At 57.9% G+C, this 16,739-nt stretch carries 15 protein-coding genes; 3 read left to right on the forward strand and 12 right to left on the reverse strand.

Features of this window, described 5'->3' with window-relative positions; all coding sequences use genetic code 11:
- Positions 1-2 precede the first annotated feature (2 nt).
- The 4 genes from ABRP64_RS03000 to ABRP64_RS03015 form a co-directional block, all read right to left on the reverse strand.
- Entirely contained in the window at positions 3-1,796 is a 1,794-nt protein-coding gene (locus ABRP64_RS03000; RefSeq protein WP_349865376.1) for an ATP-binding protein, read from the reverse strand.
- Entirely contained in the window at positions 1,786-3,405 is a 1,620-nt protein-coding gene (locus ABRP64_RS03005) for a 5-oxoprolinase subunit B/C family protein (protein WP_349865379.1), read from the reverse strand. Before ABRP64_RS03005 ends, ABRP64_RS03000 begins: the two co-directional genes overlap by 11 nt.
- Entirely contained in the window at positions 3,405-4,166 is a 762-nt protein-coding gene (locus ABRP64_RS03010) for a LamB/YcsF family protein (protein ID WP_284849874.1), read from the reverse strand. The genes ABRP64_RS03005 and ABRP64_RS03010 overlap by 1 nt, the downstream gene beginning before the upstream one ends.
- A gap of 145 nt (positions 4,167-4,311) precedes the next feature.
- Complete coding sequence (locus ABRP64_RS03015; protein WP_349865381.1) at positions 4,312-6,258, reverse strand: fructose-specific PTS transporter subunit EIIC; 1,947 nt, start codon at positions 6,256-6,258, stop codon at positions 4,312-4,314.
- Positions 6,259-6,640: 382 nt separating this feature from the next.
- Between ABRP64_RS03015 and ABRP64_RS03020 the strand changes: the two genes are divergently transcribed.
- A complete protein-coding gene (locus tag ABRP64_RS03020; protein ID WP_284784464.1) occupies positions 6,641-7,150 on the forward strand; it encodes a 2'-5' RNA ligase family protein in 510 nt (169 codons plus the stop codon).
- On the opposite strand, the gene hepT is transcribed toward ABRP64_RS03020, so the two are convergent.
- From hepT to ABRP64_RS03035, 3 genes are read right to left on the reverse strand one after another with little or no spacing between them, the layout of a single operon-like run.
- A complete protein-coding gene (gene hepT / locus ABRP64_RS03025; RefSeq protein ID WP_349865383.1) occupies positions 7,136-7,570 on the reverse strand; it encodes a type VII toxin-antitoxin system HepT family RNase toxin in 435 nt (144 codons plus the stop codon). The two genes, ABRP64_RS03020 and hepT, sit on opposite strands and share 15 nt — an antisense overlap.
- The gene (locus tag ABRP64_RS03030; RefSeq protein ID WP_296087673.1) at positions 7,567-7,986 is read right to left on the reverse strand and encodes a hypothetical protein; all 420 of its coding nucleotides are present in this window, start codon (positions 7,984-7,986) and stop codon (positions 7,567-7,569) included. Before ABRP64_RS03030 ends, hepT begins: the two co-directional genes overlap by 4 nt.
- A 56-nt stretch (positions 7,987-8,042) precedes the next feature.
- The gene (locus ABRP64_RS03035) at positions 8,043-9,245 is read right to left on the reverse strand and encodes an amidase (protein WP_349865385.1); all 1,203 of its coding nucleotides are present in this window, start codon (positions 9,243-9,245) and stop codon (positions 8,043-8,045) included.
- 150 nt (positions 9,246-9,395) lie between these two features.
- Here ABRP64_RS03035 and uriH point away from each other — a divergent pair, with 150 nt between their 5' ends.
- Positions 9,396-10,352: a uridine-preferring nucleoside hydrolase UriH gene (uriH, locus tag ABRP64_RS03040; RefSeq protein WP_284853426.1), complete on the forward strand. Its 957-nt coding sequence runs from the start codon at positions 9,396-9,398 to the stop codon at positions 10,350-10,352.
- On the opposite strand, the gene ABRP64_RS03045 is transcribed toward uriH, so the two are convergent.
- Positions 10,349-11,254 (reverse strand): hypothetical protein, encoded by a 906-nt coding sequence (locus tag ABRP64_RS03045; RefSeq protein ID WP_349865387.1) that lies wholly within the window; start codon positions 11,252-11,254, stop codon positions 10,349-10,351. The genes uriH and ABRP64_RS03045 overlap by 4 nt on opposite strands.
- Positions 11,255-11,405: 151 nt before the next feature.
- Here ABRP64_RS03045 and ABRP64_RS03050 point away from each other — a divergent pair, with 151 nt between their 5' ends.
- Positions 11,406-11,915: a gluconokinase gene (locus ABRP64_RS03050; protein WP_284853428.1), complete on the forward strand. Its 510-nt coding sequence runs from the start codon at positions 11,406-11,408 to the stop codon at positions 11,913-11,915.
- Here ABRP64_RS03050 and ABRP64_RS03055 read toward each other — a convergent pair.
- The 4 genes from ABRP64_RS03055 to ABRP64_RS03070 all read right to left on the reverse strand — a co-directional run bounded on the left by ABRP64_RS03055 (position 11,912) and on the right by ABRP64_RS03070 (position 16,717).
- Positions 11,912-13,306 (reverse strand): GntP family permease, encoded by a 1,395-nt coding sequence (locus ABRP64_RS03055; RefSeq protein WP_284853429.1) that lies wholly within the window; start codon positions 13,304-13,306, stop codon positions 11,912-11,914. The two genes, ABRP64_RS03050 and ABRP64_RS03055, sit on opposite strands and share 4 nt — an antisense overlap.
- 168 nt (positions 13,307-13,474) lie before the next feature.
- A complete protein-coding gene (locus ABRP64_RS03060; protein WP_349865388.1) occupies positions 13,475-14,092 on the reverse strand; it encodes a zinc metalloprotease in 618 nt (205 codons plus the stop codon).
- 170 nt (positions 14,093-14,262) lie between these two features.
- Positions 14,263-15,357 (reverse strand): ABC transporter ATP-binding protein, encoded by a 1,095-nt coding sequence (locus ABRP64_RS03065; protein WP_284853431.1) that lies wholly within the window; start codon positions 15,355-15,357, stop codon positions 14,263-14,265.
- A gap of 37 nt (positions 15,358-15,394) precedes the next feature.
- Positions 15,395-16,717 (reverse strand): ABC transporter substrate-binding protein, encoded by a 1,323-nt coding sequence (locus ABRP64_RS03070; RefSeq protein WP_284853432.1) that lies wholly within the window; start codon positions 16,715-16,717, stop codon positions 15,395-15,397.
- Positions 16,718-16,739 lie beyond the last annotated feature (22 nt).

The following is a 16,739-nucleotide window of genomic DNA, read 5'->3' on the forward strand; positions in this document are numbered from 1 at the left end:
CGCTAGTCGATGGTCGCAATCACCGTCGCGGAATCCAGGCGGTCGCCCTCCTTAGCGAGGATCTTGATGGTGCCGCCACGCGGGGCCTTGATGGCAGATTCCATCTTCATGGCCTCGACCGTGGCGATGGAATCGCCCTCGGAGACGCTATCGCCATCGGATACATTCCAGGCCACGAGGTTGGCCTCGAAGGGGGAGGTGACCGCGTTATCGTCGGTGGACTGCGCCCCGGCCGTCGAGGGAGCGGTGGCACCAGAACCATCCGCGGCGCCCGCACCAGCGCCGGCACCGGCACCGGCGCCTGCGAGGAAGTCCATGGGCACGCCGATATTGACGAGCTTGCCATCGATTTCCACCGCGACCGTCCGGCGCTTGGTGTAGATGGCCTCGACCTTGTCTACCTGGTTGGCGGCAGAGGGACGGTAGTTGTGGTCGAGCCAGTCAGTAAAGACGCCGATTTCGCTGGCGCCGGCATCGGCCTCAGCGGAAGACGCAGTGCCAATAAGTGCTGGCTCGTCCATCATGTCGCGGTGGAAGGGCAGCACGGTGCGCACGCCGGAGACGTCAAACTCGCGCAGCGCCTGGCGCGAGCGGGCGAGGGCTACCTCGCGCGTGGGGCCCCACACTATGAGCTTGGCAATGAGCGAGTCATAGTACGGCGGGATAATGGATCCCGAGCGGACAGCCGAATCGACGCGGATGCCGGGGCCAGTGGGCGGCTCGAAGGAGACGATGGTGCCGGGGCAGGGGGCAAAACCGTTGAGGATGTCTTCTGCATTGATGCGGAACTCAAAGGCGTGGCCGGTGGAATCCGGATCCTCAGAGATAGACAGGGGCTCGCCTGCGGCGATGCGGAATTGCTCGGCGATGATATCGGTGCCGGTCACGACCTCGGTCACAGGGTGTTCAACCTGGACACGGGTATTGACCTCCAAGAAAGAAATGGTGCCGTCCTCGGAAACGATGTATTCCACGGTGCCGGCGCCGGTATAGCCCACGTGGGAACAAATGGAGCGCGCGCCTTCGATGATGCCGGTGCGCTGAGCATCGGAAAGCGCGGGCGCAGGGGCCTCCTCGATAAGTTTTTGGAAGCGGCGCTGGGTGGAGCAATCGCGGGTGCCCAGCACGCGGACGTTGCCGTGGGTATCCGCCAAGACCTGCGCCTCCACGTGGCGCGGGTGGGTCAGGAACTTCTCCACGTAGCACTCGGCGCGGCCGAAGGCCTCCATGGCCTCGCGCCCGGCGGAGTTAAACGCGCCCTCGATCTCATCCATGGAGTCCACGACCTTAAGGCCGCGCCCGCCGCCGCCATAAGCTGCCTTGATGGCAATGGGTAGGCCATGCTCCTCGGCAAAGGCGCGGGCCTCCTGCCAATCATCGATGGGATCTGAGGTGCCCGGAGCCAGGGGCGCGCCGACCTCTTCAGCCACGCGGCGCGCGGCAATCTTATCGCCCAACAGCTCGATGGACTCCGGGGAGGGGCCGATCCACACCATGCCGGCATCGGTGACGGTGCGGGCGAAGTCGGCGTTTTCGGAGAGGAAACCGTAGCCCGGGTGGATGGCATCGGCGCCAGCGCGCACGGCGATATCCAGCAGCGCCGGGATATTCATGTAAGTATCGGCGGCGGTATTGCCGGGCAGCGCATAGGCTTCATCGGCAACCTGGGTGTGCAGGGCACCGGCATCGGCCTCGGAATAAATGGCGACGGACTTAATGCCCAAGTCGCGGGCCACGCGGGCAATGCGCACGGCGATTTCGCCGCGGTTAGCAATGAGGACGGTTTTAATCTGCATTTTCTTCTCCAGTATTTAAAGCTTGAGGTGTCACGAGGCGGAAGGTCACGCGCGCGCCGGGCGGGAGCTGCGCGGCGATGTCGATATCTTCTTCCAGCACGGTGGCGATGACGGGATAGCCGCCGGTGACGGCATGGTCGCGCAGGAAGACCACCGGCTTGCCATTCGGTGGGATCTGGATGGAGCCGGCCACCATTCCCTCGGAGGGCAACTCGCCGTCTTTCACGCGTTGCACGGTGATGTTCCCATCTGCGGAGGCTTCAGAAGCCTCCGCGCCGTCTTTCGCCCCGGAAAGCCTGAGGCCAACGCGGTTGGAATCAGAGGAAACGACCCATTCGGTATCCAGGAAGGTAGAGATATTATCGCCAAACCAGTCATCGCGCGGACCCAGCACGCAGCGCAGCGTCGCGCGCGTTTTGCCAGCGGAATCGGCGGATACGCGCAGAGGATTGACCAATTGCGCATCCGTCATGCCGGTCGAGCGCGGCAGCACGCCGATGACATCGCCAGTGGTGACGGGATCGGGGCCGAGGCCAGAAAGGACGTCGGTGGCAGAGGACCCCAGTTCGGATTCGGCAATGATGCCGCCGCGAATGGCAACGTAGTTGCGCATGCCCACCGTTGCGGCACCGACCGTCACGGTCTGGCCAGCGGTAACGAGCACCGGGCGGGCGAGGTGCACGGGCATCTCACCCAGGCGAACGCGGGCGGTGGCGCCGGTAACGCAGATGACGGTATCGGTCAGCGCGCGCAGCTTAATGCCGCCGATATTTTCTAGCACCGTCGCACCCCGCGGATTGCCCACGGCGACATTCGCGGTTGCCGCGGCGGCGTGATCGGCGGCACCGGAGGGCGTCACGCCGAGGTCGCCTACGCCGGGGCGGCCAAGGTCTTGAAAAAGCGTGAGCAGGCCGGCATCGAGGACCTCCATGCGGGGCAGACGGGCCGGCGAGCGCTTGGATTCCGCGCTGCGATCCACCAAGTCCGGTAGCTCGTCCACGGCGCGGTAGCGCACGCGGTCACCGGGCTGCACCAATGCGGGCGGGTTCGCGTGCGAATCCCACATCGGGGTATTGGTGGTGCCGAGCAACTGCCAGCCACCTGGTGAAACGCGCGGGTAGACCGCCGAGAACTCGCCTGCGATGCCTACGGCGCCAGCCGGAACGGCGGTGCGCGGATCGGAGCGGCGGGACACGGCCTTGGCCTGGGCAGGATCGGAGGGCGCGCAGTAGGTAAAGCCGGGAGCAAAGCCGCCAAAGGCGGCAGTCCACTCGGTAGAGGTATGCCAGTCAATTAAGGCCTCGCGCGACATGCCGAGGAGCTCGGCGGCGGCGTCGACATCTTCGCCATCGTAAAGCACGTCGATGTCTACCGTGCGCGCCTCTTTTGCGGTAGCGGCGGCAGGGGAGAAGTCCGTCAGGAACTCTGCGGCCGCGCGCGCGGAATTAGGCGCCTCAAAGGTAATGAGCAATGTGGTGGCAGCGGCAATGCAATCCACCTGGTTCTTGAGCGGTTTAGCAGACAGCGCAGCATGCCACGCCATGACCTGCTCGAGCCCGTCTAAATCAACGAGCAGGGCGCGGGTGCCAACGAAGTGAATATGCGGCATTATATAAAGCTCCGAATGTCGATTCCTTCCGCGCTGAGGCGCTCGACCACACCGCGCAGCAATTTCACGGATCCCGGTGAATCACCGTGGGTGCACACGGATTGGGCATCGACATCGAGCGTCGTGCCGTCGATGGCGGTAATGGATCCGGTTTGGGCGACTTCTAGCACGCGCTTGACGACATCCCCTTCATCCCCCAATACCGCATTGTCCTGCTTGCGTGAGACCAGCGTGCCATCGGGGTTGTAATTGCGGTCCGCAAATGCCTCGCGGATGACGGTGAGGCCTTGCGATTCTGCAATATCGACCGCGCGGCCGCCCGGCAGCAGCATCACAGGTAGATCCCCGAAGGCCTTAATGCCCGCGATGACACCCTTGGCCTGTGCCTCGTCCTTGACGATGGTGTTGTACATCGCCCCATGCGGCTTCACGTAGGACACCCGTGTGCCATTGGCGCGCGCCAGCGCGTCAAGCGCACCAATTTGGTAGGTGATCTCGTCCGCGAGCTCCGCCGCGTTGTAGTCGATGAAGCGGCGGCCGAAGCCGGCCGGATCGTTATAGCCCACGTGTGCACCGACCGTTACTCCCGCACGCGCCGCGGCCTCAAGGGTCTGGGCAATGGAGTGCGGGTCACCGGCGTGGAAGCCGGTGGCGACATTGGCAGAAGAGACCATCTCCAGCATCGCGGCATCATCGGCTACCGGGTTGCCAGCGGTGGTTTCACCCAAGTCCGCGTTGAGATCAATGTGGAGCGAAGCCATTCAACACCGTCCTTAATTGTTGAACAATAAGTGTGAATCTTAGTGTAACCCGTGCCACTGCCATTTGTGAAGGCGGTTACGTTTTCGGGGGCGTGGTATCGGTGGAACAGCTCCTTGCTGGGCAGGCTGAGGCCAAGGCAGAAGACTAAGACTCCACGGCGGCTTGTGGCTCGACTTGGAGGACAGAGGCGATAACCTCTTCTGCTTCTTCACGGGAGCTGGCCGCGTGCAGTTGGGCGCGGAAATCTTCCTTCATGATGGCGCGAGCGAGGGTGGACAGCAGCTTCAAGTGCTGTTTCCCAGCGTCATCGGGCACGGCGATAAGGAACGCTAAGCTCGTGGGTCCTTCTCCGGTGCCCCAGGTGATGCCACCTTCGGGAAGCCGGGCGAAGGCCAGCGTCGGTGTGGTAACCCCAGCGGAACGAGCGTGCGGGATGGCCACGCCGTGGCCTACGCCGGTGGAGTGTTGGGCCTCGCGGTGAAGGGCGGCATCGGCAACTGCAGCGGCGTCGCTAATGCGGCCATCGGCTGCGGCGAGGGAAACGAGCGACTTGATGACGGCCTCGGAGTCATTACCGAGTGGCTCATCGAGGCTGATGGTAGAGGTACCGAGAAGCGGGAGCACTGTGGGCTCCTCCGTGTTCTCCTCTGTTTCCGGGGAGCGTTGGGTCAGGCGAATGAGCAGGAGCATGAGCGCGGCACACACGGCAACGCCGCAGAGCATGGACAGGAAGAACCAGGCCACCTGATCCACCGCGCCGAGAACGGCGACGATGGGGCCGCCGTGCATGACATGATCTCGGACGCCAAACGCGCCGGCCATGGCACCGGCGACGGCACCGCCCACCACGTTGGCCGGGATGACCTGCAGGGGGCGCGCCGCGGCCAAGGGAATGGCGCCTTCGGTGATGCCGAAAAATCCCATAAATAGTGCGGCGATACCGGAGTCCTTTTCCGCCTTATTGAACCAACCGCGGCGCAGGAGGGTAGCCACGCCCACGGCGAGCGGCGGAACCGCAATCGCGGCGGCGGCCATACCCATCGGGGCGGCATTTCCCGCGGCGATCATGCCGCCGCCAAACAGGAAAGCAGTCTTATTGAAGGGCCCGCCCATATCGAAGGCGATCATCGCGCCGATGATAAGTCCCAGCACAATCGCAGACGAGCCCTGCAGCCCGCCGAGGTATTCGGTCATGGCTTCAAAGGCGGTGGCAATCGGCGCGCCGATGAAATAGATGAAGGCTAGGCCCACTATCAGCGTGGTGAAAATCGGGATGACGATAATCGGCCAAATCGGCGCGATGAATTTGTGCACCGGAATCTTCTTGATCGCAAGGGCCACGTAGCCGGAGAGAATACCGGTGACGATACCTCCCAAGAATCCGGCGCCAGCCTCGGACCCGTACAGCGAACCGGTTGTGGCGATGAGCCCGGTAATAAGGCCCGGTGCCAACCCCGGCCTATCCGCGATGCCAACAGCAATGTAGCCCGACAAGACCGGCACCATCAGCGAAAATGCCAGGCCACCGAGCTCATTGAGCGTATTCCAGAAGCTATCTTCAGGAATCGACAGTCCTTCCGGCGTGGGCGTGCCACCCAATGACAGCGCCACGGCGATGAGCAATCCGCCGGTAACCACGAAGGGAATCATGTGGGAAACGCCGTTCATCAGCGCCTTGTACATGGTCTGCCCAATACCGCGCAGCCCAGCATCTTCCGCGGTGTCCTCTGCCTCGCTTGCCGATGTCCCCTTATCCTCCCCCTTCCACTCTGCCGCCTCCAAGGACTTGGTCAACAGCTGCTCGGGGTGTTTGATGGCCTCGTCCACGCCGGTGGCCACCAAGCGCTTGCCGTGGAATCGGTCCTTTGCGATGACGGTATCGGCACCGATGACAATGGCATCGGCTTGCTCAATGTCTTGTGTGCTGAAGTTACCCTCCACGCCGATCGAACCGTGCGTTTCAATCTTGATGCGGTAGCCCAGCTTTTCGGCGGCAGCCTCTAAGTTCTCGGCGGCCATATAGGTATGGGCGATACCCGTTGGGCAAGCCGTGATGGCGAGAATGAAAGGCGAAGAATCTGATGTGCTCATACTCTTATTAAAGGCACCCGGTTAAACGAGCACAAGAGAATTGGAAGGTTCTTTGCGCAGGGGCCGGCGTGCAAGGGCCCTATGCGCAACCTCCTCTATGCAGGGTCCGATGTACGGGAGCTAATGTGCAGGGTCCTATGCGCAACCTCCTGTGTGCAGTGTCCGATGTGCAACCTCCTCTGCATCAACTGAAGGCGCGATGCGATTTTTGAAGGGCGAGTTTGCTCAAACTGTGCAAAGGACCTATAGCATCGCGGAGATCGCACAAGCGCTGACCGGCGGTACCCTAGAAACAGAACTAGAACTAGAAACAGAACCGAAACCGCCCGCACTTGGGGAGCACGAATGAATCGTGCCCACTTGAAACGAAGAAAGCCGCATCGTGAGTACAGCATCGCCGGATAATATCCTGCTCTACCTGCCAGGAAAGCAGGAAGAGCAGATTCGGGAGATCTTTGCCGGTCTGGCCGAGCGCGGATTCCCCGTGCAGAACCAGCGCCCGCATATTACGGTGACCTTCGCGCCGGAGATGGACCCCGACGTTGTAGAGCTTGCCGCGGAGCTTTTACCGGCGGTTATTCCGGCGACGTTTCGGCGCGTGGGAAACGTCATCTTCGGCACCAAGCGGAAACGAACCGTGGCGTGGTTATTAGAAACTAGCGATGAACTCGAAATGGCAGCGCGGAAGATTAGCGCCGCCAATCCTGAGGGGCGCGGTCCGCGCTGGACCCCGCACTTGACGATGGGCCTGCGCTTACCGCGCGAGGATGTGGGTGGCTATTTAACCGCGATGGATGAACTGACGTCCTCGCACTTCAAGGAACTTAACGCAGTAGAAGCTGCATATTGGCGCCCGCGCACACAAGAAAAGACGGTGCTAGCGGGAGGCTAGCCAGCGCGAAATCGATTTAACGTATTGCGTATATACATCTAATACTCGCGGGATTGAATTGGAGACGATTCCCAAGTCCACTTCAACGTAGTGGTGAGTAATGACATTGCGCAAAGCCAGACTCTTATAGAAATCTTGCTCCAGGTCGGCGGGTAAAACGCTCGCGCGAATGAGATCTTCGAAACCGCGACGGCTACTAGAGTCCGCAACGTTTAAGGTCGTTGCCGCAATGTGTTGGTTAATATCCGTGGCAAGATCGATTACTTGCTGCAGCATGAAAAACACGGCATACATTTGTGAAAGGTCAGAGCGCAGTTGTTTCGCATCTGAATCCCGGTATTTTTCAAGCTCGCCAAGTATGCGCCGGAGGGAGACAAGCCTTTTGCGGATAGTGTCAGATTGGAAATCCCGTGGACTCATGACATTAAGCTCCTGAGCTCGAACTCGCGACGGTACGCCGTATTGATGTACTCCCGTGCCGCCATCATTTGCAGCGTTCCATACTTGGAATTGGACGGATCGACCAAGAGCTCGCACTTTTGCAGAGCTTCATGTTGCGCCACCGTGTCTGCGGTATCTAGGCACATGAGATCGATGCCGTCGCCGTAGCGGGCGTAAAACGCCGTGGCAACGTCGAGTACGTTGGGACGCTCAGCTTTCGCGCGCGAGAAATCGACCGAATAGGCAAGGTCAACATCATTCGCATTGGCGGCATCTACGTGCGCGCTGCCAAAAAGAACCAGCAGGTCAATGCCGGTATCCAAGCAGAATGACTCCAAGGAACCGTCATCGGCCTCAGCGCGCAACCGCGCGACAAGCTGTGCTGGAGTACTCATAACCATCACCTTACCAACGCCGTCAGCAGGCAGAGACGCGCAGAATTGCGATGTGCTTAAAGCAGCGCCTGAATCTCGCGGGCGACGCGCAAGACGGTGAGGTCCTGGCCCGGCTTGCCGATGACCTGCACCGCATCACCCACTCCCGTGGTGTCCCTCGTGTGCAGCGGGATAGTGATCGCCGGCCAGCCCACGACATTGAATGGCTCGGTCCAGCGGCGCAGGCTGGCAGCGGAATCCGCAGTGTTTTCTTCGGTGATGTCGTCCCATTTGATGGGGCCGGCGTCGAGGGTGGGGGTGAGGATGATGGGGGAGGCATCGAAAAGCGTTAGTGCTTCCTCGCGCAACTCCTCTACCTGCTGCGCTGCAGCGTCGTAGTCTGCCTGAGAAATATCCTGCCCGCCGAGGATGCGCTCCAAGATGACATCCTGGTACTTATCCCGCTGGTCAAGGTAGGGCTGGTGGACGTCATAAGCCTCCTTGACGCGCATCGGAGCGTAGAGCTTCGCGGTGGTAGCGATGGTGGATTCGAGCTGGGAGTAATCGAGGCGCTCTACGGCTGCGAACGCGGAATCCTGCAGCGCAGACAGCAGACCAGCAAAGCGCTCACCTTTGGTTTGCAACGCAGAGACATCGATGGTGGATACATTCTCGGCCGGAGTGGGTGCCTCATCCACCGTGGCTAGCAGGGCCTGCTCGATGAGCTCGATGGAGCTGGCGAAGAAACCGATGCAATCGAAGCTCGGCGCGAAGGGGAAGACGCCATCGAGCGGGATCGTACCGGTGGTGGGCTTAAAACCGAGGACGCCCTGGCTGGCGGCCGGGACGCGCACGGAACCGGCGCTATCGGAACCCACCGTGAGATCTAGCGCCTCGCACGCAACCAGCGCCGCCGACCCAGAGCTGGATCCGCCGCCGCAGACCTGTGGATCGCGAGGATTGATCACGCGCCCATACGCGGAGGCGTCACCCAAGATGCCATAGGAAAACTCCTGGAGGTTGGCCTTGGCAACGGGAATCGCGCCGGCATCCATTAGCCGCTGTGCCACCGTGGCATTCATGGTCGGAGCCGGTCCCATATCCACGTTGGTGCCACAGGTCATTGGCACCCCGGCGATATCCACGATGTCTTTAAAAGCAACAGGCAATCCGCGCAGCGTAAGTGCAGTATCTACGGCATCCTCATCAAAAGGAATGGTGGAAATCACCGCGTTAAAATCTTGCTGTGCCTGGGTCAGGCGGTCAGAAATTGAAGGCATGGCGGGGCGAATTCCTTTCCACGACGGTTTATACCGTTTACGGGGTGAGTTGCTGCTTTCCAGGGTACAGCTGGTGAGCACAGAGGAATTGAAGCTGCGCCACAGGATGAGACCGTGGCAGTCTTCACCGACCAAAAGTAGGCTCAAGATATGACGCGAAAAATTATTCTGGACTGCGACCCCGGCCATGATGACGCAGTAGCTTTGCTCTTGGCCATGGGCAATCCCAACATTGATTTGCTGGGCATTACCACCGTCGGAGGCAACCAGACCTTGGACAAGGTCGCCCGCAATGCGCTGGTGGTCAAGGAGATCGCCGGCCACCCAGAGATTCCGGTCTACGCCGGCTGCGATCGCCCGCTCGTGCGCCCCGTAGAAGTTGCTGAGTCCATCCACGGCTCCACCGGCATGGATGTTAATGGCGTCGAGCTTCCGGACCCAAGCACCGCGCTTGCCGATGCCCACGCCATCGACTTCATCATCGACATCATCATGGCCCATGAACCCGGCACCATTACCTTGGTTCCAACGGGTCCGTTGACCAATATCGCTATGGCCGCGCGCAAAGAACCGCGCATCGTAGAGCGTGTCAAAGAGGTTGTGCTTATGGGCGGCGGCTACCACGAAGGCAATTGGTCCCCAGTCGCCGAATTCAATATCAAGATCGATCCTGAGGCAGCACATATCGTCTTCGAAGAGCCGTGGTCGGTCACCATGGTCGGGCTCGACCTTACCCACCAAGCACTAGCAACAGCCGAGGTCGAAGCCGAAATTAAGGCGTTGAATACGCCCGTCTCAGACTTTGTTGTCGGCCTCTTCGGCTTCTTCCGTGAGGCGTATCAGCAAAACCAAGGATTTACGGATCCTCCGGTTCACGATCCATGCACGGTGGCTTACCTCATCGATCCGAGCATCGTGCAAACCCGCAAAGCACCCGTGCATGTCGAGCTCGCCGGCGTACTTACCACCGGCATGACCGTGACTGACCTGCGGGAACCCGCTGATGACAGCTGCCATACCCAGGTCGCTACCAAGCTGGATCATCCGGGATTCTGGAAATTGGTAACTGACGCCCTCAAAAATCTCGCCTTTAAAGATAGATATTAGGGAAATCGTGTCAACCGGACGCCAGCTCGACAGATACACACCTGAATTGGAGGTCCCCAACAGTGAATTGAAAAAAAGTCTTTGGATTCTGGGAAGTATGTGTAATGGACATCGGATTTAAATCCGGTCATGACTTCTGAAACCACAGTGAGGTTTCTGCTGTCTGCTATAACGTGCTCAAGTTCAGGAATTTTTCCCCTTAATTCGGCCCAGTCACTCGAAAAACGATCGTCGTAAAGAGTTTTTACTGAATCGACCACGATTAAGGCGTTTTCATTGTGTTTCCATACAAATGCTGAATTGCATTCGTCATCGCTGAGGAAGGAGTGGTCGGGTTCTCTTCCCTGAACTTTTACTGTCGAAATAGGCCACTTTGGTTCAGGCTTTTTGAACTTTTTATTGGCTAGATTTTCAAGAGCGATCAAAAATCTGTCGTTTTGGACTGTCCTTGGGAGGTAAGAGTGTCTTTCTTGCTCGATTAATTCGGCTTGCGCTATCTTTGAGGCAAGAACCTTTTCGGAGTATGGTCCATTTTCGTACCCAAAAATATCCCAGTAAACGGGAATATTTAGATCGGGCCGTGCCGACATCACCCCAGTTAAGCGGTGTCGCCCGTTGGTGACTTGCCATGGAGAATTATTTTCAGGATCTCTCCCAAAGCAAGTACTTGCTTTGGGAGGATCTATGAGCCAGCTTTTTAAAATCCTGGCTGTTGTAGGGGATACATTGGAAATGTTGAGGTCGTGAAAGAGGAATGGTCTTAGATTATTTGCTATTTCATACCAATCAGGCTGACTTGGATAACGATGCTCCTTGGTCGGATCCTCAACCTTTGCCCCGAAACTGTCGAGTCTTTGTTTTGAGAATTCAAACCAGTGTTCATTAATTGTGTGCCGACCCATATGATTAAGATATCATATAGGAATAAGTGTTCTAGGAAATTTTAGCTAATACCGCCGGAATGTTCTGTTCTTAGCTTGCCTTCTCGCTATTCTGAGCGGTAGTAGAGGAGTGGATAAACTCGATAGAAAGAACCCAGCCTGAGGAGTCACCATGAACCAGAATACATTCCGTCATGTCGTCGTCATGGGAGTCTCTGGCTCGGGCAAGACGACGGTGGGGCAGGCCCTGTCGCCGTTGGTGGGGCTAGAGTACCGCGACGGCGATGATATGCACCCGCAGACAAATATCGACAAGATGGCCGCGGGAACGCCGCTGAATGATGAGGACCGGGAGCCGTGGCTAAAACAGATTGGTCAGTGGCTGGCGGATAGGCCAGAAGGTGCGATGGTGGGGTGCAGCGCGTTGAAGCGAAAGTATCGAGATCTGATTAGAAAGTACTGCCCAGGCGTGGCGTTTGTGCACGTACATGGTGACTTTGATGTGTTGTATGAGCGGATGCAACACCGGCCGGGACACTTCATGCCAGCGTCGCTGTTGCAGTCGCAGTTCGACACCTTGGAGCCGCTGGAAGAGGACGAAACTGGCCGCGTTTTCGATGTGACGCGACCAGCGGAAGATATTGCAGAAGACGCTGCTGCTTGGATAAAGACCGGCGCCTAAAAGACTGCAGCCGCGCCGTAGAGGACTAGGACGAGTGCGAAGCCAATGACGGAGATGAGCATCTGATTAACGGTCCATGTCTTCAGCGTTGTCATCGTGTCCATGCCCATCAGGCGGCCGACGAGCCAGAAGCCGGAATCGTTAACGTGCGAGCCGAAGACCGAACCGGCGGCGGTGGCCACAACGATGAGTGCGAGTTGGAGCTCGGTGAAACCGCCAGCTTCCACGGCGGGAACCATGAGGGCAGCAGCAGTGGTGAGTGCGACGGTGGCTGAACCTTGTGCCAGGCGGAGGGCTACGGCGATGAGATAGCAGGCCAGGATGACGGGGATGCCGAGGCCGGAGAGGGAATCGGCAAGCGCATCGCCAATGCCTGAGGTGCGAAGCACCCCGCCGAACATGCCGCCTGCACCGGTAATGAGCACGACAGAACAGATAGGGCCAAGCGAGGAGTCAACGAGTTTTTCCAGCGCCGTCTTTTCCACGCTGCGGCGCAAGCCGAGGACTACCAGCGCGATAAGCACTGTAATCAGCAGTGCGATTGGAGTTTGGCCGAGCATGACGAAGAACCTGACCCACGTGGCATCGGCATCGATTGTGCCGTAGGAAGCTAGGGCGTTGAGCCCAGTATTAAAGAAGATGAGCACCATCGGGATGAGCAAAATAGAAATCACTGTGGTGGCGGAGGCAGGTTTTAAGGGTTGTTCTTCCTTTTCAAGGGCAGGCCCGGCGATGGCGTCAGTGACCTTGAATGGGAACTTCTTTCCGGCAAAAAGTCCAAAGCGGTAGCCGGAGATATACCAGGTAGGCAGGGCCAACAGTAGGCCGACGAGCAGCACCAGGCCGAGATCGGCGCCGTAGAATTCACTGGCGGCGACAGGACCGGGGTGCGGTGGCAGGTAGACATGCATGACAGAAAATGCGCCGGCGGCTGGCAGGCCAAAAGCAATGACTGGGCCATTCAAGCGGCGGGCGACGGCAAAGATAACCGGCAGCATCACGATAAGACCAGCGTCGAAGAAGATAGGAAAGCCCATAATCAGTGAGGCAATGCCGAGTGCAAGGGGTGCTTTATTTTCGCCAAAGCGGCGAACCATGGCATCGGCAAGCGACTGAGCACCGCCGGAAGCTTCCACGAGCCGGCCGATCATGGCGCCGAGTCCCACCAGAAGCGCCACCGAGCCAAGGGTCGAGCTGAAACTTTCCGTCATCGTAGGGACAATGCCTTCGAGCGGTATGCCAGCTGCAAGTGCTGTCAGCGCGGAGACCACCAGCAGAGTGAGAAAAGCGTGGAGCTTTAAATATATAACCAGCACCAAAATCACAGCGATTGCAGCGACCGCAATCCCTAGCAGCGGACCAGTGGACAATGTGGGTTCCCACGTCTCCATAGAGAAGGCTCCTTTTCATGTGCAAACCTTTGAATATGGGCAACGTTAGCAGTAGCTCTGCTAGCCGATGCCCACATTTCCCCAACGTGGCTTATCCACCGCCCCGAAACTGGGCATATAAAAATCCCCTGGTTCCAGTGAAGGACCAGGGGAGAAGTCGAGGCGTGCTTAGTCGAACTGACCTTGGATGATGGCGGCCGCATCGAGCGGGGTTACGTGATAGGAGATCGGGTTCTGGTTGGAACCTGCCATAAGTGCGCCGGCGCAGGAATGTCCCGCGCCCATCATGTGGCCTAGCTCGTGAGCAATGGTGCCTTGGAGCGCCTCAGGGTAGGTGGCGTTGGGCATCTTGATGGACACCAACTTGTGATCTGGGTAAGCCGAGCCTTGGACGTAGCCGCGGGGATCCGGATTGTAGATGATGGAAATGGTGTCATCATCAGCTTCGGAAGGATTTACTTCCTTAAGGGAAGCTTTCCCCTCGAGAGCCTCGTTCCACTCGGCAACGGCGGCGTCCAGCTGCTTGCGGTATGGGAAGTTATCCGCCACTTTGTACTTCAGTACGCCATCGCTGAAATAAGGTTTCACAGAGTCCTCATCGTGGAGGATGGAAGGATCTGGAACCGGCTTGCCCTCGTTAGCCAGTTTGGTGATGGCCTTGCAGGTTCCAGGATCGATGATGGAACGTACTGGGTTGCTCTTTGCGTTCGCGGCCGGCGCGGCGATAGTGCCGAGAATGGCGGTGGTGGCAAGGGCGGTGACAGATAGCTTCTTCAGAGAGCGCATCGGCAGTTAGTGACCTTTCGATTGGCTTTATCGTTCGTGGAGTGCAGTTGGCCTTAGCAATATCCGCGGGAAACAGAATTGCGTGGATGTCTCAGGCAAGCGAGAAACAAACAATTTTTGCTACACCGGGCAAAATAGAAATTTACATTGTTAACTTCGCTTTGTCGACTCTAATTTAGACGCTCACCAGTAGTAGAGCTAAATAGGTGGATACGGTCAGGATCTGGGGAAACGCGGAAAGTGTCACCAATCGTGTAATCACGGCGAGCACTTACCAATATCCCAGTTTGTCCGCCCATGCGGGTCGTCGACTGGAGATTTTCGCCCGAGTCTGCCAAGTCGCCATAGAGGTAGGTTTGATTGCCGAGCTCTTCAACGTGCTTAACGGTAAATTCCGCGCCTTCCTCTGTGTGCACCCAATCTTCAGGGCGAACGCCAACGGTAACGGAATGCGCACCATCGAAGTCGTAATTCGCCAAGTTGATGCGAGTAGATCCCAGTGAAAGCTGACTAGAGGTGTGCGCGAGGTTGTAGATATTCATGGCAGGGGAGCCGATGAAGCCGGCAACGAAGACGTTCTGGGGGCGGTCGTAGATTTCACGAGTGGTATCTACTTGTTGTAGGACACCTGCATTAAGCACCGCGACGCGGTCACCCATGGTCATTGCTTCGGTCTGGTCGTGGGTTACGTATACCGTGGTCGTGCCAAGGCGACGTTGCAAATTTGAAATCTGCGCGCGGGTGGATACGCGCAGTTTTGCATCCAGGTTGGATAATGGCTCGTCCATGCAGAATACAGCTGGTTCGCGCACGATGGCGCGGCCCATCGCTACGCGCTGGCGCTGGCCACCTGAAAGATTTGCGGGCTTTCGGTCAAGCAGATCCTCCATCTGCAAGATTTTGGCGGCTTCTTGCACCCGCGTCTTAATCTGGTCCTTGGGTACTTTCCGGTTCTCCAAAGCGAAGGACATATTCTGCGCGACCGACATATTCGGGTACAGGGCGTAGTTCTGAAAGACCATGGCTACGTCTCGATCTGATGGGCTGACTCCAGTGACGTCTTTTCCTCCGATCCGAATGGAACCTCGGTCGGTCGGCTCAAGGCCCGCGAGCATTCGCAAGCTGGTGGATTTTCCGCAGCCAGAAGGCCCGACGAGGACCAAAAACTCGCCATCGGAAATATCTAGATTAAGACGGTCAACTGCGGGGCGCTCCGCGTCTTTGGAGTAGATGCGGCTTGCTCCATCAAATGTGACAGTAGCCATGGTGTTACCTTTCAGATACTAAGGAGAATTGGCAAGATTAGCCGTTAATGACGGGCTTTACCTGGTTGTCATAAATGGACTGCAGAGTCTTTTCCAGATCCGTGAGCACCTTGGTGACATCGTCGCGGTTGGTGACGATCTTCTCGAAGGCACCACCAATCTCCTGATCTGCACCAGGGAGGAATACACGGGCGTTGTCCTGTGGGCGTGTTTCTGGAAGCTGCTTGATAGCAGTTTCGAAATTCGGGTTCTCTTCCATGAATTTCTTCTGATCTTCGTTGTCGGCAGCAGAAGAGCGGACTGGCATATAACCCACATTTTGGGACCAGTATGAGGTGTTTTCCTCGTTCGTGATGAAATCAATCAGCTTAATGGCTGCCAACTGGCGGTTCTTGCTAATACCGGAAGGAATGGCGAGGCCGGCACCTCCGGTGGGGCAAGCGCCGTCTCCCTTTGGATTGGGAAGGAATGCGGTTCCTAACTCGAAGTCAGCGGTATCAGTGATACCTGCAAGATCGCCTGTGGATAGGACAGTGGCTGCAGCGCGTCCGGTACCGAATTCCATGGCCATGTCATTGCCCATGTAGGAATAGCCATTCTTGTTATCGGTAACATCCTTGAGCCATTCCACAGCCTCGATGGTTTTGTCATCAGTGAACTTCAAATCCCATTCATCGGAGTAGGCGCCGCCCTTAGACCACAAGGGGCCTTGGAAAATCCATCCCAAGTAGCCGACTGCATCGCCCCAGCCAAAGGGCTTCATTTTAGAATCAGCGCTGGCGAGCTTTTCAGACCACTCATCCATTTCGTCCCAAGACTCCGGTCCGCGGTCCGGCAAGCCAGCCTTCTTCCACGCGTCCTTGTTGTAGTAGAACAGGGGAGTCGACCGGGCAAAGGGAAGCGCGAAGTGGCCGCCGTCGTAGTTGTAGTCCTCATAGAGCGGTTGGACATAGCTTGAAAGGTCAATATCGGCTTCTTTGGCTAGATCATCAACATTGGCAATCTGCCCATTGATGGCGAAGTTATACCACCACACATCAGACAGAACCACGATGTCTGGAAGATCAGATCCTGTGAGTGCAGCATTAAACTTTTGTGCTGCTTCCTCGTAGTTCTTTCCTGCGTCAACAAGGTTGACCTTGATATCAGGGTTTTCCTTCTCGAAGCGAGAGATGATTTCTTTTTCGATGTCCTTTGAGGAAGCTGGGTGGTTGGACCACCACGTCAATTCCGTGACCTCGCCACCATCGCCACCGTCGCTACTGCCTTGGGAACTAGTAGATGAGGTGCCAGCACAAGCGGCAAGAAATGTAGCGGTAGAAGCAGTGGAAGCTAGCGCGAGAAACTTACGGCGAAGCATGGGTATCTCCTTATATAGAAGT

The sequence above is a fragment of the Corynebacterium sp. KPL4015 genome, assembly GCF_040225725.1.
Taxonomy (GTDB): domain Bacteria; phylum Actinomycetota; class Actinomycetes; order Mycobacteriales; family Mycobacteriaceae; genus Corynebacterium; species Corynebacterium rhinophilum.